This window comes from Streptomyces vastus, from assembly GCF_039532825.1.
Lineage (GTDB): Bacteria > Actinomycetota > Actinomycetes > Streptomycetales > Streptomycetaceae > Streptomyces > Streptomyces vastus.
In genome coordinates, this window is the sequence record NZ_BAAASJ010000097.1 from 1 (window position 1) to 17,187 (window position 17,187).

Consider the following 17,187-nt stretch of genomic DNA (forward strand, 5'->3'; position numbering starts at 1 on the left):
GCACCCTCACGGAACTCGGCGTCAAACGTCCGCTTCTCAGTTCCCATGAACCTCAACTTCCCCTGCAATCACGGACTCCACGCTACGAGGGGAGGGACAGCCTGCGTTCGGCTGGCGCGACCTGCGATTCCGGCAAACAGCGGGATGACAGGCTTGAGGCAGTCTCGTCGCACTGCCGGGGGCGGGTGGCGGGAACACAACTCGACCGGTTGCGGTTTCGGTTGCGTTCATCCTGGTCCAGCACAGTCCACAACCGGCCGAGCGAACCGCATCGCCGCAGGTCAGGACGTTCGTGACCATCTCTGAACAGCCAGACGAACATTTGGAAAGCGTGTTGGGGGCAACTCCTCACGAGTTCGAATCTCGTATTTTCCGCAGCCGTCTGAACAGGCGAAACGAGGACCCCGGACCGCTTCGGCGGCCGGGGTTCTTGGCATACCTTGGCCTCAGTTGTAGTCTCATTTATTTACGATATATTCGGCATTCTGTGCGGAATGACGACGCGCCTCTGGCGACGACAGTGGGGAGCCATCCAAGCGTTCGTTCGCCGGCCTGCACGCTGAAGGCCGACGGCCTAGATCAGCCTCAGGTGACGGTTGACCCGCATCGCAGGACGTGCCCCAGAAGCAGCCCGCAGCCAGGTACGGCACTCGGAGTGGTCGCCGGACGCCGACCGGGCAAGACGTTCCTGTTGGTTGGACCACGCCTGCCGTGCCGCTGGAGGGTTTCACTTCCGTGCGACCGAATGCCGACGCAGAACCACTCGTCCGGATCAGCAGTGCACTGACCATCCACGTCCGCCCTATCAGCCCTTCCACGTCGCACGCCTCCCCAGAGGGGCCGAGCCGTTTGTGCAGCCCGGCCCTCTGAGCTTGCACTCAGCCTCCGGCGGCCAGCCCTCAGTCCCATCGCCTCGCGAACTCAGCACCGGCCAGCAGGTCGCCCGTCCGCACGATCGGATCATCGATCCCCAGGGCCACCATCACATCGGCGGGAAAGGCCACGTATTTTCCCTTCAGCTTCGTGACACGGCATGGAAAGCGGTCCGCCCTCACCAGCCCGGAAGCCTTCGATGGGTCGACCCCGAGGAGATCTGCCACCTTACGCAGGGGCATTGGCTCGGCCAGCCACTGCGAAAGTCGCCTTGCGCTTGGGCTCACTCGGCTTCCTTCTGCGGTCTATCGAGCCCGTCGGACTCACTGAGGGGCCTCGCGTTTTCCGGACGGGCGTCTGACCGTCTATTTCACGCGGCGATTCGCAACTTCTCGTATTCGGCGTGGACTTCGCGCGGAGGGCGGTAACCCACTGCCGAGTGGAGGCGTTTGCGATTGTACCAGAATTCGATGTAGCGAGTGACGTCCTGCCGGGCGGCCTCGCGGGTCAGGTAAGTCACCCTTGATACACGCTCGTTCTTCAGGGCGCCGAAGAATGATTCGGCCATGGCGTTGTCGAAACAGATCCCGGTGCGGCCGGCAGATCTGCGGAGCCCGAAGCGGTCCAGCGTCCTCCCGAACTCGGCTGACATGTAGTTACTTCCGCGGTCCGAGTGAAATATCGCGTCGGCCGAGAGGTTCCTGTTCCGTGCCGCGTTACGGATCGCCCTGGATATCAGTGGGGTTTGGTAGTGGTCGTCCATCGCGTAACCGATGACTTCCTTCGTGCAGCAGTCGATGACCGTTGCGAGGTACAGCCAGCCTTCCCCAGTCGCGATATAGGTGATGTCACCGACGAGCTTCTCGCCGGGCGCATCGGCGGTGAAGTCGCGGCGGACACGGTCTGGCACCTGGCCGGCCGCGGCCTGCGTGAGGTTGAACCTCTTCGGCCGTGGCTGGCAGGGCACCAGGCCCAGTTCACGCATGACGCGGCGGACCAGCTCCACGCCCGCGGCGACGCCCCAGCGGTGCAGCTGGGCCTGGATGCGCCGGTGCCCGTAGGTGCTGTCCGACATGTCGAAGGCCTTCTCGACGAGCAATTTCAGTTCTTCGCGCCGGTGAGCTGTCGCGGATTCCGGGCGGGATCGCCAGTCGTAGTAGCCGGATCTGGATACGCCGAGTCGGCCGCACATGAACTCGACGCTGTATGCGTACTCCTCGGTGCCGAGCCGCATCTCGTCGATGAACTCGTACTTGCTTGCTACCGGGGATCCTTCGCGAAGTACGCTGCGGCTTTTTTCAGGAAGGTAACTTCCATCTCCAGCTCGCGGTTGCGCCGTTCGAGTTCCTTCAGACGTGCCCGCTCGTTCACTGTCAGTTCCGCGTCGGGGGCCGGTTCCTGCTGCTTCTGGTGCTTCTTTACCCAGCCGCGTAGCGTCTCCGGGTTCAGCTCAAGCTCCCGGGCGACTTCGGAGATCGTCTTGCTCGACCTCAACGCGATCTGGACGGCTTCCTCGCGGAACTCCGGTGAGTACTTGCTGGGTGGCGCCACTGTTTCCTCGTTTCCTGTTCAGGACAACCCTATTGGGTCCCTGTCCGGAAACTTCGTGGCCCCTCACACCCTCGGGCACCTGCTCCGAACCCGAGGCGAGGAACTCGCCCAAGAGCCCGAGGCGGTGCAAGGTAGCGCCCATGCGTTCGCCGCTGATGCGCCCCCACAACACAGGGTCCATCTCGTCGACCACCTGGATGTCTGACTCGTCACGGATGGGTGAGTAGCCGTCATCAAGTCGGCTCGCGCGGTCGACAAGGTTGTGCGGATCCGTCGTGCGCTCGGCCGGATCAGCCCGTTCCACCGCCCAGCCGGCCGCATTGGCGGACCGGACGACCTCGTCACGGACATCGGCGCCTTCGGTGGCCAGCGCCAGACCGTACAACGCACCGAACACCATGGCCGACCTCACCTCGGCGACGTCGACGCACAGCCTCCTCGACACTCGCCCAGCCGACTTCCGGAGGTAGGGGATGACGAAATACAGCGCGAGCAACTGGCTGCGCTGAGCCAAGTTCGACAGGTCACTACGGGCATCGCGGCCTACGCATCGCCACAGCGCGTCCCGAAGTGCAACGTCGGTGGCATCTCGCGCCGCCGCATCCTTCGCCTCCGAGAGCGTGAGGTGCTCACCCACAGAACACCGCTCCCCGGGCGCATGTGGACACACCAACTGTCCACCGAGCAACTGCGAAACATTTAGCTCGATTGATCTGAAGACGTCTGCCGAAGGCAACAGGGACACAGCCCCTCCTCTTGTGGTTCCGCCAACAGCAAGAGGCTCACCGCGTCAAAAAGCGACTATCCGCACCAGCCGATGCATGCGCTGGTGGGAGTAAACGACACGGGGTGACCGAGTGAAACGATGTGTCCCAGCGTTCAACGTCGGGGAAGACTCCGTGATCAACCATTCGCATCCTGGGCCTGACTGGTTCAGCTACCCTGGTAAGGGCACTTGCACCAGGAGTATGGTTTCTTGTATGGCGACGAAAAAAGTCACGGTGACGATCCCCGAAGATCTCCTCGATGAGATCCGCGCCGACGCGGCCGAGCGAGGACTTTCGGCGTATGTAGCCGAAGCACTGCGATTCAAGCGCGATCGGGACCGGCTGCTGGAGCTGGTCGACTGGCTGCAGGAAGAACACGGGCCGGTCACCGAGGACGAGCGCACGGCAGCCCTCACGGAACTGGACGAGCTCGACGCCGAGCACGAGCGCCGCCGCACCGGCGGAGGACACGATGCCGGAGAGGCCGCGTGAAGAAGCGGGCCGGTGAGCACAGGCAGCGGCCACTGCGCGTCTTCGTACTCGACTGCGAAGCCCTGTCCCTGGCCGTGCGCGGCGACCGCAAGATGATCGCCTGGCTCGACCTCGCGGCCGGAGGTGAGGCGGAAGTGGTGACGTCTCCTATGACCCTGGTCGAGGCGTACGACGGCAGAACCACCGAGCAGCGCTGGGACTGGGTGCTCTCCCGCCTCAAGGTCGCCGACATCGGAAAGGACGAGGCCCGCCAGGCCCGGCGACTCCTGGCAGATGCCAAGCTGCACGGTCACAAGTACGCCATCGATGCCGTGCTCGCTGTCATCGCACGCCAGCAGAAGGGGCAGGTCACCGTCTTCACCTCGGACGTGGACGACCTGGAGAAGCTCCTACCGAACGCCGTCGTCGTCAAGAAGGTATGACCCGGCGCCCTGGTGTCAGTTCTGGTCTCATTCATACCCGTCCAGCACCGTCCACTGCCCTCCCCGTGCCCCACTCCGCCGCAGGTCAGGACGCCCTCGATCGCCGCCGAACCCCCAGACGAACATTTGGAAAGCGTGTTGGGGGCAACCCCTCACGAGTTCGAATCTCGTATCCTCCGCAGCCGCCTGACCAGGCGAAACGAAGAGCTGGACCGCTCATTGCGGTCCGGCTCTTCGGCATGCCTTGGTTGCAGTTTCGGTTGCATTCATAGGCGACATTTACGACATTGCCTCGAGCAGGAGAGGCGCACACTCACGTCCTATGGGGCGACGGGCGCAGACTGCGGGGAGCCACACCATCTGACGGGATACGTCACGACGGTTACCGGCCGCCAGGACCCACACGATGAGTTGGCCGTCCTCAACGGCGTAGACAAAGAGGCAGTCGCCGCCCTGAGCCGCCAGCAGGCGTTGCGCCCTGAGGAGCTTTGACACCGAACGCAGTCATGCCCCCGCATTCGTCGATGCCTTATTCACCCATCAGGGGTTGGCCTGCGGCGACTTCAGTCTCGGCGGATCCACGCGGATCTGTCCATGGTCCCGGGACGGTGTCGCGGTCATAGCCCGATCATCCGGACCTTGCTGCCGCACAGCCGGGTCATGTCATCGACATCCGACGTGAGGATGGCGACCGGGCCAGGCTGACGCAAGGCCGCTTCCGCGACGGTGGCGTCGATCGCGTACTTGTGTCCGTGCAGACCAGCGCCCTTGAGCAGTTGGGCTGCCGCCTTGGCCGCCGCCTCCGTGATCGGCTCTACCTTGACCCGGGAGAGCGCCCATTGCAGTCGGGGCAGGTTCACCCTGGCATGGCTCACCTCCACGATGGTGTTGGCGCTGACGACAAGGTCCGCTCCCATGTCGTGGAACACCTGGAACATCGCCAGAACCTTCCGGTCCTGCGCCACCCAGGCTGACAGCCCCTCGCTGTCCAGGACGACAGTCTCAATGTGCCCGCTCACGCGGCGCTCGCGCCGCCGGTGGCCTGCGTGGAACCGAAGATCCGCGCCCGCGCCTCGGCCAGCTCTTCCTCACTGAAGGCCCCGTGCTCGTCTGTGTGGCTGCGCAGGTCGGCCCCCAGAAGCTGGTGCCGGATCTGTCTGGCGACCGCTTCGGCCACGTAGCCGGAAATGTTGTCCGTGATCTTCTTCAGCTCCGCCACCTGCTCGGTGGGGAGTGTCACCGTGATGCGTGTGGTGTCAGCCATAGCGGTAAGCATACTGCGGTATGCGCGCTACGTGCTCTACGTTTCCCGCAGTCGCTCCGGTCAGCGGCAGTCGGGGCGACTGTCCGTTCGAGCAGGGGCTCAGCTGGGCAGTTGCGCGACGCGTCAGTTCAACGGGCCCAGTAGCGGTATGCCTCGATCCATTGCGAGCCCTCAGGGGCGGGTTCCGGCAACGGCAGGTCCAGGATTCCGATGTCCTGTCGGACCGACCCCCGGGCGCAGCGTGCGACCACGCGCCCGTCCTCGGCCAGATCGACACCGACCACGCTCGCCTCCACGCCGAGAACAGTCGTGGTGAACGGCACGGCAAGGTTCTCCTCGATCATCGTGAAGAAGCCGGTGAGCTGCTCATCCTGGCCGTAGGCGTCGACGGTGGCCTCTTCGATCAACGCCTCCAGCGCGGCTGGGTCCCAGGTGCTCATGACCTCACCGTAGTGCCGCACCTTGCGGTCGAGGACCGGTGTGTTCAGCAGCGGCATATCCGCCGTGGTGCCGTCGCCAGCAGTCAAGCCGAGGCCCGCGGTTGCCAGCGTGTGACGTTGCCTGGTGGGGTTCGGTAGTGAGCGGGCCTGAGGAGGGTCCGGCAAGCGACAGGGCGGAAGACAGTGGCACGAGTCGTCGTACGAGAGCCGAGTACGGGCGCGAGGAGCGCACCGCCACTGGCCCGGCAGGAAACATCCGCCTTCGTGAGACAGTTGTTCGGCACTGGCTGGGCGGCGGTGTTCCTGCCCGGTGAGCCCGCCCGCCTTGGGCGGCTGCTGCTGTGGAAGCCGACCGGGGCAGCAGCCCGAGACACTATGGCTCCCACCGGCCTTGAGACCGAGGTGGTGGAGCTGGTCCTGCCGCACGGCCGCTCGGTCAGGCGACGCAGGGTCGAGGGTTACGCGGTGCCTGTCGCCGTCGCAATCTCCGCGCTGGCTGATGCGGAGCCGACGCATCCCTCCGGCGCCGCCTGGCAGGCCGCCACTCGCTTCGCGCTCCGGCTGCTCGCCGACGGCCGCCTCCATCCGGCCCTCACCCCCGCCGGTTACGACACCTGGCAGGTGGGTCCCTGCACCGCCGCCCAGCGCCAGTCGCTGGACGCCCTGGCCGCCGCCTTCCCGCCGCACGCCCACTGCCTGCCCGAGCCTGGCCCTGCGCCGGTGCGGATCGCCGAACCGGCAGCGCTGGTACGCCAGTTCTGCGACGCGGTCGCCGATGATCTGGTCCGTACGCCGGCCGCGCCGCTCGCCATGGGAGCGCTGCCGTACGCCTGGCGCGAGGCCCGCGCCGTGCCCACCTTGCGTGAATGGGCCGAGGAAACCCAGGCGGCGCTCACTGCCGAGGTCAGTGTCTCCCTGCGCGTCGACGTACCCGAAGGACGCCGACGGCAGTTCCGGGCCGTCCTGCAATTGCACACCGCGGCGGACCCGGCGCTCGTCATCGAGGCCGCACGACTGTGGAGCGAGCCGACCGAAGTGGAGCGGCTGCTCGGCCCACGCGCCGAGACCGAGACCCTTCTCGCCCTGCGCCGCGGCGCCCGCGCCTGGCCCCCACTGCGGAGGCTGCTCAACGATGCCGCTCCCGATCAGCTCCGGTTGACCGACGACGAAGCCTTCGATCTCCTTGGGGACTCCACGGACGCGCTGCGCGCGGCCGGTGTCGACGTGCACTGGCCGCGCGACCTGGTCAAGGCGCTCACCGCGACCGCGGAGATCGGGCAACGCACCGCCCCCGGTTCCACCGCGGGCGGCCTGCTGGACACAGAGGCCCTCCTCGACTTCCGCTGGCAAGTCTCCCTCGGCGGCGAGCCGCTCACCGAGGCCGAGATGGACGCTCTCGCAGAGTCACGCCGTCCCCTCGTCCGGCTTCGCGACCAGTGGGTGGTCGCCGACCCGAAGCTGGTGGCCCGCGCCAAGCGCCGCCGGATGGAACCGCTCACCCCCATGGAGGCATTGAGCGCCGCGCTCACCGGCGAGGCCGAGCGAAGCGAGATGGGGGTCCCCCCGGCCGGAGGCTGGGGGAGGGACGGTGACCGGGTCCCCTGCGCGGCGGTCGGTGCGCTCGGCGACCTGGTCGCTCGTATCCGCGACCCCGAGTCCCGCACCCCCGTGCCCCAGCCCGCCGCCCTCAAGGCCACGTTGCGCGACTACCAGAAGCGGGGCCTGGCCTGGCTGGCCGAGATGTGCGCACTCGGCCTCGGCGGCTGTCTCGCCGACGACATGGGCCTGGGCAAGACCATCACCTTGCTCGCTCTGCACCTGCACCGCCAGAGCTCCCCCACCACCGCGGGCCCCACCCTTGTCGTCTGCCCGGCCTCCCTGCTCGGCAACTGGCAGCGCGAGGCCGCCAGATTCGCACCGCTCACCCCCGTACGCCGCTACCACGGCGGCGACCGCCACCTGATGGACCTGGCCGGCGACGAGATCGTCCTGGTCACCTACGGGGTGCTGCGCCGCGACCGCGAAGTGCTTGCCGAGACAGCCTGGTCGCTGGTGGCCGCCGACGAGGCCCAGCACGTCAAGAACCCCTACGCCGTCACCGCCCGCGAACTGCGTGCCCTGCCCGCCCGCGCCCGCGTCGCGCTCACCGGCACCCCCGTGGAGAACAACCTCTCCGAGCTGTGGGCACTGCTCGACTGGACCACCCCCGGGCTCCTCGGCTCACTCACCGCCTTCCGTGACCGGCATGCCCGCGCCATCGAGGCGGGCGAGGATCCCGAGGCAGCCGAGCGCCTGTCCCGTCTCGTACGTCCCTTCCTGTTGCGCCGCAAGAAGTCCGACCCCGGCATCGCGCCCGAACTGCCGCCCAAGACCGAGACCGACCACGTCGTCCCGCTGACGGCCGAGCAGACCAGCCTGTACGAGGCACAGGTCCGCGAGACCATGGCGAAGATCGCGGAGTCGGAGGGCATCGCCCGACGCGGTCTGGTACTCAAGCTGCTCACCGCGCTGAAGCAGATCTGCAACCACCCCGCCCAGTATTTGAAAGAGCACAGCCTGCGCCAGTCCACTCCCCTGCGGGGCCGCTCCGGCAAGCTCGACCTGCTCGACGAACTTCTCGACACCATCACCGCCGAAGGCGAATCCGTGCTGGTCTTCACTCAGTACAAACAGATGGCGGCTCTGCTGGACAAGCATCTCGGCGACCGCGGCATCCCCACTCTCTTCCTGCACGGTGCCACCCCCGTCGCGCGGCGCGAGGAGATGGTGGACCGCTTCGAGCGCGGTGAAGTGCCGGTGTTCCTGCTGTCGTTGAAGGCGGCGGGCACCGGACTCAATCTCACCCGCGCCACGCACGTCGTGCACTACGACCGCTGGTGGAACCCGGCCGTCGAGGACCAGGCCACCGACCGCGCCTACCGCATCGGCCAGGACAAACCCGTCCAGGTACACAAGCTCCTCGCGGAGGGAACCGTGGAGGACAAGGTAGCGAAGCTGCTCGAAGCCAAGCGCGCCCTCGCCGACGCCGTCGTCGGCTCCGGCGAGGCAGCCCTGACCGAACTGTCCGACGCCGACCTCGCCGAACTCGTCGCCCTCGGAAGGCAGTCATGAGCCCCGCTGTCCCCGGCCCGCGCCGTGCGCCCGCCCGCGGCAAGCGAGCCTTCGCCGCGACCTGGTGGGGCCAGGCATGGGTGGCAGCCCTGGAGGACTCCACCCTGGACGCCGGACGGCTCTCGCGCGGACGCACCTACGCCCGCAAGGGCATGGTCGGCCCGGTCACCGTCGCTCCGGGCAAGGTCAATGCCGCTGTCCAGGGCAGCCGCCCGCGCCCGTACCGCTCCTCAGTCCACCTGCCCATCCTCACCGACCCTCAGTGGGACACCCTGCTCGACACGATCGCGGCCCGCGCCGGACATCTCGCAGCACTTCTCGACGACGAGATGCCCGCCGAACTCGTAGACGACGCCCGGCACGCAGGCGTCCCACTGCTCCCACTGCCCACCGAGCTCGATCCGGAGTGCTCCTGCCCCGACTGGGGATACCCCTGCAAGCACGCCGCCGCGCTCTGCTACGCCATCGCCGCCACCATCGACACCGACCCATTCGTGCTCTTCGCGCTGCGCGGCCGCGGTCGCGAGGAGGTCTTCGCCCAGCTGCGCGCACTCCGTACGGCAGCACAGGAGACCGCCGCCCCACCAGCACCGGCCGGCATCCCGGCCGCCGCCGCGTACGCCCACTGGGCCGAAGAGCCCCGCGAACTGCCCGAACTCCCGGAACCCGCCGCCCACACCACAGCACTGCCCGTCGCCCCGCCACCCGGCACCGGCCTGGCCGCCGTAGACCTGGAACGTCTCATGGCCGACGCCACCGCGCGCGCCGCCCGGCTCCTCGCGGGCGACACCGCCGACCTGCACCTGACCCAGCACCAGGACGCCGTCCGCATCGCCGCAAGCGACCCCGGACCCGAGTGGTTCCACCACCTGATCCAGAACACCGGCACCAAACCCACTGCCTTCGCACGCCTCACCCGCGCCTGGCGCCACGGCGGCCCCACGGGCATCACCGTCGCCGAGCAGCCCTACGCCCCCGACCCGGCGGTGATGAAGGCCACCCGCACCGCCCTGGACGCGGCCCTCGCCGAGATGACCGACTCCCCCACACACCTCAGAACCTGGCGCAACCGCCTCACCCTCACCGACCACGGCATCCAGCTGCGTCTGGGCCCCGATGCCCGCTGGTACCCCTACCTCCAGGACGACGACGGCGAGTGGTGGCCCGCGGCACCAGCCGACAGTGACCCGGTCACCGCGCTCACCGCGGCCTGGTCGCAGAACGGTGAGTAAGGAGGCGATTCCCCGCTGACCAGGAACCACGAGCAGAAGCTGGACGCACTCACGCTGCTCCGCTTCCGTGGTTGCAGTTCTGGTTGCATTCACCGGCGTACAGCACCGTTCAGAACCCCCGCCAGGACCAGCTGCACCGCAGGTCAGGACGTTGCCGTACGCCCCAGAACCCCCAGACGAACATTTGGAAAGCGTGTTGGGGGCAACCCCTCACGAGTTCGAATCTCGTATCCTCCGCCATGGCTGACCAGCCGAAACGAAGGTCCCGACCGCTGAGCGGTCGGGACCTTCGTCATGCCGTGGTTGCAGTTGGCGTTGTCGCCTCTTCCGGGTGACGGCGTCGGCGTTGCGGAACCCGCGGTCCGGACTCGCTGCTTACGGTCACGGGCTATGGACATGCCCCGCGCCAATGCCGCGCTCCACCGGATCCTCGGTGTGCTGCTGCTCGCGTTGACGCTGCTGGGCTGCGTGTCGGGCGCCAGGGCGGGATCCGCCACGGCTGTGCAGCAGCAGCGGCATGTGCAGGAGCTGCACGCCGGTCCCGTCGCCGAGACGGGCGACGGCATGCGCGCCGGTGCGGGGCACCTGTGCGGCGCCTGGACCGACCGGTGCCCTGATGCCCGCTTCGAGAATGTGCCGTACACGGACTTGAGTCCGCAGGGCGGTGTGGCGGCGTGGTGGCCGCCCCGGTCTTCCGAGCGTCCGACAGCAGGTTCCTGCGGGGCCCGAACCTCGCCCAGCTCCGGGGGCCGCTTCGCGTTGTGCGTGATCCGCACTTAGGTCAGACGGGTCCTCGGTCGAGATTCATGTGACCGAGAGCTTCGCCGTGCTCACCGTCATGCCTTCCATCCCGCGCGAGGAGTCTCCGTGCCCAGCTCGTCCCCGCCTGCCCTGCCCGACCCGTCCGACGGGCCGTTCCACGCCGTGCCGCTGACCGACCGGTGCCGGGCCGTCTTCGCCGCCCGCGCTCACGGATGTGTCGGTGTCAGCCCGTTCAACAGTCACTTCTCCGCCGAGCGGATCACCGCCCTGGTCCGGTGGGCGCTCGGCTCCTTCGACCGCGTGCACTTCTTCGTGCCGGACACCGCCGCAGTCCACACTCTTCAGGCCCTGGGATACGCGCCGGCACGGGCAGCGTGGAAGGCGCGTCGCCAGGGCCAGTACGTCCGCAACAAGATCACTCGTGCGTTGTCGGCGGCCGACATCGGCGAGCCGCGAGCCCACATTCTCGACGGGCAGGCCCTGGCGGTGAACATCGCCTACGGGCAGGTGCTGGGGGAGGTGGAGGATCGCTACGGGCGGGATACCGCCTTCGCCCGGGCGTGCCTGGGAGCATCTGCCTGGACGCTGGAGCGGCGTCTTCCGCCCGGGCAGACGCCGACGCAGGAGCAGCTGCGCTGCGCGGTGCGGTACTTCCTGGCCGAGCTCCCCCCTCTTCCTCGATACGCCGCGGATCGCCGGCGTGACGGCCTCGGTGTTCTGCTATCACCAGGTGCCGGCCTTCCTCGATGACCTCTTCCACCACCGGCTCGCTCTCCGACCGGTGGACGGTCAGGGCTATGTGCACCTGGCGGGGGCGGCGCGGTGAGCGCGACAGCGTGGGCGAGCCCGGACGAGCGATTCCGGACGGCACGTACTATGGCGCTTAGGTTTTCATGCGGGAGGGCGGCCGGGATGCGGGGCTTCGGCGAGCTGGAGCAGGCGATCATGGACGTGGTGTGGACCGAGGGCGGGCCGCTGACCGTGCGTGAGGTGCTGGAGCAGCTCAATCGGGACCGGCCGCAGGCGCTGGCGTACAACACGGTGCAGACGGTGATGGAGATCCTGCACCGCAAGAGCTGGTTGTCGCGGGCCAAGGACGGGCGGGCGTTCCGGTACCGGGCGACGAAGAGCCGTGAGGAGTACGCCGCCTCGCTGATCGACCAGGTCTGGGCGACCGGTGCGGACCGGACCGCGACGCTGGTGCGGCTGTTCGACGAGATGGACGACGGCGAGGTCGCGGAGTTGCGGGCGGCGCTCGCCGCGCGCCGCGAGGGAGGCCGGTCATGAGGGTGGCGGTGCCACTGCTCGGCTACGCGGTCCTGCTCGGGGCGGTCGCCCCACTGCTTGCCCGGGCGAGTTGGGTGGCGCGCTCGCCGCGATTGGCGATCTGGGCCTGGCAGGCGCTGAGTGCCACGGTGGTGGTCTCCGTCGCGCTGGCCGGGCTCGCGCTGGCCGTGCCCACGGTGCCGGTCAGCGGCAATCTGGCCGATCTGCTGCACGCGTGCGTGCTGATGCTGCGGGAGCAGTACGCGACGCCGGGCGGCGCTGCCGTGGCGGCGAGCGGCACGGTACTGGCCCTGATGCTGCTGGGCCGGGTCGGCTGGCGCCTGGCGGCGGGCCTGCTGCGGGCCCGCGGTGAGCGCCGTCGGCACGCCGCGGTGCTGGCGATGGTCGGCCGGGCGCACGCCGGTCTCGGGGTGACCGTGCTGGACGACGACCGCCCGGCCGTGTACTGCCTGCCCGGCCATGGACACCGGATCGTGCTGACCTCAGCTGCACTGGCCGCCCTGGAGCCCGAGGAGCTTCAGGCAGTGATCGCCCACGAGCGGGCGCACATCCGCCAGCGGCACCACTTGGTCCTGGCCGGTGCGGAGGCACTGGAGCGGGCGTTTCCGCGGGTGCCGCTGTTCGCCGTGGCGGCGGAGCAGACACGGCGGCTGGTGGAGATGGCCGCCGACGACGCGGCCACGGCCCGCACCGGTTCGCTGAACCTGGCCACCGCGCTGGTCGAGCTGGCCGGGGCGGGGGCGCCCACGGCGTCGCTGGCGGCCTCGGGCGGTCATGTGGCCGGCCGGGTGCGGCGGCTACTGGCCGGGCAGCGCCCGCTGGGGCGTGCGGTCGTGTGGGCCGGGGCGCTGGCTGCGGGTGCGCTGCTGGTGCTGCCGCTGGTCCTGGTCACCGAGCCGGCGCTGGCGGCGACCGGCATGAACACCACCTGCCCGTTGCTCGAAGCCCCGGTCACGCAGCAGCCGGTTTGATCGGCCTGTGGTGTGCTGTGGGGGGTCTGGTAGGTTCGCCACCATCACCTATGACGCTTAGGTACTCGGGATGAGCAGGCGATGATCACACGCGGCGCGGGCATCGGCCTGCTCGCCGGTCCCACCGAGGTCGGGCCGTGGATCTGACGTACGCACGTCGCTCGGCCGTCGCCTCGCCGGGTCGGCGGAGCCTGTTCGCCTTCGCCCGGATCCTCGCCGTTCTCCTTGCCACTGTGGCCCTCACCGCGCTGGCCTGCGGGACCGCTGCCTCGGTGGCCGTGCCGCCCAGCACAGCCACCATGGATATGGGCCACTCGGCGCCGAGCATGTCCGCACAGCCATCGACGGTGGGCGTCGCGGGCGGGGACAGCGGCACGAGGGCGTTCCCGGACGGCGGGGCGGTGTGCGCCAAGTGCGCCGAAGACGGGTTCGACTCGTGCGACGGGCCGGTGGGCGACGCTGTCCGTAACACCACGGCATCGCCGTATCCAGGGGCCGCATCAGCCGGCGGTGAGCAGCCCTGTACCGCAGCGCCGAGCCGGGCCGTGTCCCTCACCGGCTCCCCCGCCTGTGCGCTCTGCCGTCCGCCTGACCTTCACCTGCTGCAACGCCTGCGCGTGTAGAGCACCCCGGCGGAGTCAGCCCCACCGCTCCGCCCCGTGCCCCACCACCACACCGCCACAAGTGACAGCACCGCCGCGACACAACACGACGCGTGGCGGGAGAAGGACACGCCATGGGATCGAAGTCGAAAGCCAAGGCCGCGGACCGCAAGGCCCGCATCGCCGAGATGCGCCGTGCCGAGCAGGCCCGCGAGAGGCGCAACCGGATCATCGCGATCATCGCCTCCACCGTGATACTCGCCGGCGTCGTCGGCGGCGGCTGGTATCTGCTCGATGCCGCCAACGAGAAGGAGAAGGCCGAGGCCGCCCCGGTCCAGGGCGAGCGGACCTGGTCGGATCTGAGCCAGAACCACGTCGAGAAGCAGGTCGACTACCCGATGAGCCCGGCCGTGGGCGGCGACCACCACCCGGTCTGGCTCAACTGCGACGCCCAGGTCTATACGAAGGAGGTCAACGAGGAGAACGCCGTGCACTCCCTGGAGCACGGCGCAGTCTGGATCACCTACACCGACAAGGCCGCCAAGGCCGACGTCACGGCGCTGACCGAGAAGGTGACCAAGACGCCGTACTCGTTCCTCAGCCCCTACAAGGACCAGCCCTCGCCCATAACCCTGACCGCCTGGGGTCACCAGGTGAAGGTGGACAAGGCGTCGGACCCGCGCGTGGACGAGTTCCTGGACAAGTACGTCCAGGGCGCGCAGACCCCGGAGCCGGGCGCTTCGTGCAGCGGCGGGAGCATGGCATGACCGACGGCACCACGCGCAATCCCGCCCGCTGGCTGCCGTACGCCGGAGCCGCGCTCGCCCTGTGCCTGGCCGTCCTCGCTCTGGTGGCGATGACGTCTTCCCGCGCCGACGGCACGACCCCGGGCGCGGACTCGGCGGACGCCGGGTTCGCCCGCGACATGGCGGTGCACCACCAGCAGGCGGTGGAGCTGTCGTTCGTCGTGCGCGACCGCACCGACGACGAGGAGGTGCGCCGCCTGGCGTACGACATCATCAACACTCAGGCCAACCAGCGCGGCATGCTCCTCGGACGGCTCGACGTCTGGGGGTTGCCCAAGACCTCGCAGAAGCCGCCGATGGCGTGGATGGGCCACGCGACGGAGTACGAGCCTCACGACGGGTCGCTCACGCCGGGCATGGCCACCGACACGGAGATGGACGAGCTGCGCCAGGCCGAGGGCAGGGACGCGGAGGTGCTCTACCTGCGGCTGATGACCACGCACCACCGTGGTGGCGTGGACATGGCCCAGGGCGCCGCCGAACTGGCCGAGGATCCGGTGATCGTCCGGCTGTCTGAGGGCATGGTCCGCGGCCAGCAGTCCGAGATGAAGCTCATGGCCGACATGCTCGCCAAGCGCGGTATGAAGGCCGCAGGGTGAGCCGAGCGGTTGATCGCGTACGTCGCGATCAACCGCCGGGGCGGCGCCGGGCCCGTAGCCGGGTCACCATGACGAGTCCGAGGGCGAGTGCCACCAGCGGCAGTGCGGCGGCGTACAGCAGCAGACCGGTCGGGGTGTCGGCCTCCGGGCCGGTGCGCAGCAGGTCGGCCTGGGCTTGTTGGCGGGCGGTCAGCGCCAGCCCCAGGACCAGGCCGGCCACGACCACGGGCCGACGGCGGATGACCCGCAGGTTCAGCCACCGGCCGGCGAGGCGCCCGACGGCCTCACGCACCAGGGCGACCAGGGCACCGGCGACAAGCACCACGCTGAGGGGGTTGTAGCGCCATGCCTCGCCGAAGTGCCCGAGCGCTGCCTCGTGCACCCCGCGCGTGCCGCCGCACAGCGGCCCCATCACCCCCGCGTAGTGCAGCGGCCCGTGCAGGTCGAGCGGGGGCAGTCCGAGGACGGCCATCGCCGCGCCCGCCAGGAGTCCGGCCGCGGCCAGCGGCCCGGCCCACCGGTGCCGGTCACGGTCCTCCCAGACGGTTCGGCACGGCAGCCGTCGCCGTCCGTCCTCACTCAGCACGCTGTCCTCACCACCGTAACCACCGTTTCTGCCCGGCCTCGCTCTGTGGGTCTCTTCGGCCCACTCATCGTCTGTGCGGTCAGTGTCGATGCTGTCGCAGTCGGCCGCACCTGCCCAGCGGCCAATGACGACCTATGACGGCTGATCAGGCGACCGGTCCGGCGACTCAACGGCACAGGGGGGCCGTGGGGCCGCGGACGGGCTGTCGTAAGCTCCATCCAGAACACCTAAGCATCTTAGGTTGGGCGGGTGCGGAACCGCCCGCCTACCTTCCCAACCCCTCAAAGGGCGTTCCCCATGCGCAAACCCGCTCTGCTCACCGCCGCGCTGACCGTGGCCGCGGCGCTCACCCTGTCCGCCTGCGGAAGCGGAAACGAAACGGGGAACGGATCGGACGGGCCGGTCGTCATCGCCGACGCCACCACTCCCGTGGCCAAGCGGGTACTGGACCAGCCGTTCACCAAACCGGACCTGGTTCTCACGGACACGCACGGCAAGACGTTCGATCTGCGCAAGCAGACCGACGGCCGGCTGACCCTGCTCTACTTCGGCTACACGCACTGCCCGGACGCCTGCCCGCTGACCGTGAGCAACATCGCCCTCGCGTACAAGGACCTGCCCAAGGCCGACCAGGACAAGATGCGGTTCGTCTTCGTCACCACCGACCCCGAGCGGGACACGCTGCGGAGCTTGGGAAGTGGCTGCGCAGCGCCGGGAGTGCGGACTTCATCGGCCTGAGCGGCGACTTCGACACGGTCCAGGCCGCGGCCCGCTCGGTGGGGGTGGGTATGGCCCCGGCGACGAAGGACGCCGAGGGGAAGGTCAGCGCCACGCACGGGAAGACCACGCTGGCCTTCTTTCCCGGCGACAACAAGGGCCATGTCCTCTACCACGGCGACGAGGCCACCGCCGACGACTACATCAAGGACCTGCCCAAGCTGATCAAGGGACAGACCCCGTGACCCGCCGCCGCGCGGCCGCCCTGGCCGCGTCGCTCCTGCTCCTCATGGCCGCTCCAGCGGTCGCGGGCTGCTCCTCCGCTTCAAGCGGTCCTGAGCTGAAGGTCGCCAGCGCGTACATGCCGCAGCCGGTGAGCGACGACCTGGCCGGCGGCTATCTGGTGGTGACCAACACCGGGGACACCGCGGACGAGCTGACGTCCGTCACCAGCGGCCTGGCCGAGGACATCACCCTGCATGAATCCGCCGGCGAGACGATGCGGCAGGTGGACTCCTTCACCGTCCCGGCGAACGGCAGGCTCGAACTCAAGCGCGGTGGAAGCCACTTGATGTTCACCGGCCTCGCCCGCAAGCCTGCCCAAGGCGAACGCGTCTCCATCGAGCTGCACTTCGCCAAGAGTGATCCGCTCACAGCGGACGTTCCCGTCGAGACGGCCACCTTCAATCCACGGACGTGAGGAAC

Annotated in this window: 20 protein-coding genes and 1 pseudogene; 14 read left to right on the forward strand and 7 right to left on the reverse strand. The window is 68.8% G+C overall.

Going from position 1 to position 17,187, the window contains the following annotated elements:
- Positions 1 to 899 precede the first annotated feature (899 nt).
- From ABD357_RS29990 to ABD357_RS30000, 3 genes are all read right to left on the reverse strand, one after another.
- Complete coding sequence (locus tag ABD357_RS29990) at positions 900 to 1,160, reverse strand: DNA-binding protein (protein WP_344394151.1); 261 nt, start codon at positions 1,158 to 1,160, stop codon at positions 900 to 902.
- A gap of 83 nt (positions 1,161 to 1,243) precedes the next feature.
- A protein-coding gene (locus ABD357_RS29995; RefSeq protein WP_344394152.1) for an IS3 family transposase occupies positions 1,244 to 2,424 on the reverse strand; the annotation gives its coding sequence in 2 pieces (ribosomal slippage) (positions 1,244 to 2,160 and positions 2,160 to 2,424; 1,182 coding nt in all).
- Positions 2,324 to 3,061 (reverse strand): hypothetical protein, encoded by a 738-nt coding sequence (locus ABD357_RS30000; RefSeq protein ID WP_344394153.1) that lies wholly within the window; start codon positions 3,059 to 3,061, stop codon positions 2,324 to 2,326. Before ABD357_RS30000 ends, ABD357_RS29995 begins: the two co-directional genes overlap by 101 nt.
- A gap of 343 nt (positions 3,062 to 3,404) precedes the next feature.
- On the opposite strand from ABD357_RS30000, the gene ABD357_RS30005 reads away from it, so the two are divergent.
- Together ABD357_RS30005 and ABD357_RS30010 are read left to right on the forward strand one after the other, a co-directional pair.
- Positions 3,405 to 3,683: a ribbon-helix-helix domain-containing protein gene (locus tag ABD357_RS30005; protein ID WP_344394154.1), complete on the forward strand. Its 279-nt coding sequence runs from the start codon at positions 3,405 to 3,407 to the stop codon at positions 3,681 to 3,683.
- On the forward strand, positions 3,680 to 4,105 hold the full coding sequence (locus ABD357_RS30010; protein WP_344394155.1) for a PIN domain-containing protein: 426 nt from the start codon (positions 3,680 to 3,682) through the stop codon (positions 4,103 to 4,105). Before ABD357_RS30005 ends, ABD357_RS30010 begins: the two co-directional genes overlap by 4 nt.
- A 617-nt stretch (positions 4,106 to 4,722) precedes the next feature.
- Here ABD357_RS30010 and ABD357_RS30015 read toward each other — a convergent pair.
- The 3 genes from ABD357_RS30015 to ABD357_RS30025 all read right to left on the reverse strand — a co-directional run bounded on the left by ABD357_RS30015 (position 4,723) and on the right by ABD357_RS30025 (position 5,866).
- A complete protein-coding gene (locus ABD357_RS30015; protein ID WP_344394156.1) occupies positions 4,723 to 5,124 on the reverse strand; it encodes a PIN domain-containing protein in 402 nt (133 codons plus the stop codon).
- Entirely contained in the window at positions 5,121 to 5,369 is a 249-nt protein-coding gene (locus ABD357_RS30020) for a type II toxin-antitoxin system CcdA family antitoxin (protein WP_344394157.1), read from the reverse strand. Before ABD357_RS30020 ends, ABD357_RS30015 begins: the two co-directional genes overlap by 4 nt.
- A 128-nt stretch (positions 5,370 to 5,497) precedes the next feature.
- Positions 5,498 to 5,866: a hypothetical protein gene (locus ABD357_RS30025; protein WP_344394158.1), complete on the reverse strand. Its 369-nt coding sequence runs from the start codon at positions 5,864 to 5,866 to the stop codon at positions 5,498 to 5,500.
- 207 nt (positions 5,867 to 6,073) lie between these two features.
- On the opposite strand from ABD357_RS30025, the gene ABD357_RS30030 reads away from it, so the two are divergent.
- The 10 genes from ABD357_RS30030 (at position 6,074) to ABD357_RS30070 (ending at position 15,179) form a co-directional block, all read left to right on the forward strand.
- Positions 6,074 to 8,920 (forward strand): DEAD/DEAH box helicase, encoded by a 2,847-nt coding sequence (locus ABD357_RS30030; protein ID WP_344394159.1) that lies wholly within the window; start codon positions 6,074 to 6,076, stop codon positions 8,918 to 8,920.
- A complete protein-coding gene (locus tag ABD357_RS30035; RefSeq protein ID WP_344394160.1) occupies positions 8,917 to 10,152 on the forward strand; it encodes an SWIM zinc finger family protein in 1,236 nt (411 codons plus the stop codon). Before ABD357_RS30030 ends, ABD357_RS30035 begins: the two co-directional genes overlap by 4 nt.
- Before the next feature lie 390 nt (positions 10,153 to 10,542).
- A complete protein-coding gene (locus ABD357_RS30040) occupies positions 10,543 to 10,932 on the forward strand; it encodes a hypothetical protein (protein WP_344394161.1) in 390 nt (129 codons plus the stop codon).
- A gap of 87 nt (positions 10,933 to 11,019) precedes the next feature.
- Positions 11,020 to 11,664, forward strand: coding sequence for a tRNA-dependent cyclodipeptide synthase (locus ABD357_RS30045; RefSeq protein WP_344394162.1), 645 nt, complete (start codon positions 11,020 to 11,022; stop codon positions 11,662 to 11,664).
- Positions 11,627 to 11,740, forward strand: a complete 114-nt coding sequence (locus ABD357_RS44880; RefSeq protein ID WP_425585067.1) for a hypothetical protein — start codon at positions 11,627 to 11,629, stop codon at positions 11,738 to 11,740. The genes ABD357_RS30045 and ABD357_RS44880 overlap by 38 nt, the downstream gene beginning before the upstream one ends.
- A gap of 86 nt (positions 11,741 to 11,826) precedes the next feature.
- On the forward strand, positions 11,827 to 12,201 hold the full coding sequence (locus tag ABD357_RS30050; protein ID WP_344394163.1) for a BlaI/MecI/CopY family transcriptional regulator: 375 nt from the start codon (positions 11,827 to 11,829) through the stop codon (positions 12,199 to 12,201).
- Positions 12,198 to 13,172, forward strand: a complete 975-nt coding sequence (locus ABD357_RS30055) for a M56 family metallopeptidase (RefSeq protein WP_344394164.1) — start codon at positions 12,198 to 12,200, stop codon at positions 13,170 to 13,172. Before ABD357_RS30050 ends, ABD357_RS30055 begins: the two co-directional genes overlap by 4 nt.
- A 137-nt stretch (positions 13,173 to 13,309) precedes the next feature.
- Positions 13,310 to 13,795 carry a hypothetical protein gene (locus ABD357_RS30060; protein ID WP_344394165.1) on the forward strand — a complete coding sequence of 162 codons (486 nt, stop codon included), beginning with the start codon at positions 13,310 to 13,312 and terminating at the stop codon, positions 13,793 to 13,795.
- A 113-nt stretch (positions 13,796 to 13,908) separates the two neighbouring features.
- Positions 13,909 to 14,541 carry a thioredoxin-like domain-containing protein gene (locus ABD357_RS30065; RefSeq protein WP_344394166.1) on the forward strand — a complete coding sequence of 211 codons (633 nt, stop codon included), beginning with the start codon at positions 13,909 to 13,911 and terminating at the stop codon, positions 14,539 to 14,541.
- Positions 14,538 to 15,179 (forward strand): DUF305 domain-containing protein, encoded by a 642-nt coding sequence (locus tag ABD357_RS30070; RefSeq protein ID WP_344394167.1) that lies wholly within the window; start codon positions 14,538 to 14,540, stop codon positions 15,177 to 15,179. Before ABD357_RS30065 ends, ABD357_RS30070 begins: the two co-directional genes overlap by 4 nt.
- 28 nt (positions 15,180 to 15,207) lie before the next feature.
- Here the strand turns inward: ABD357_RS30070 and ABD357_RS30075 are convergent, their stop codons facing one another.
- The gene (locus ABD357_RS30075) at positions 15,208 to 15,765 is read right to left on the reverse strand and encodes a DUF2752 domain-containing protein (RefSeq protein WP_344394168.1); all 558 of its coding nucleotides are present in this window, start codon (positions 15,763 to 15,765) and stop codon (positions 15,208 to 15,210) included.
- Between the two features lie 297 nt (positions 15,766 to 16,062).
- On the opposite strand from ABD357_RS30075, the pseudogene ABD357_RS30080 reads away from it, so the two are divergent.
- Positions 16,063 to 16,727 (forward strand): annotated as a pseudogene (locus tag ABD357_RS30080) (SCO family protein).
- Positions 16,724 to 17,182, forward strand: a complete 459-nt coding sequence (locus ABD357_RS30085) for a copper chaperone PCu(A)C (RefSeq protein WP_425585062.1) — start codon at positions 16,724 to 16,726, stop codon at positions 17,180 to 17,182. The pseudogene ABD357_RS30080 and the gene ABD357_RS30085 overlap by 4 nt, the downstream one beginning before the upstream one ends.
- Positions 17,183 to 17,187 lie beyond the last annotated feature (5 nt).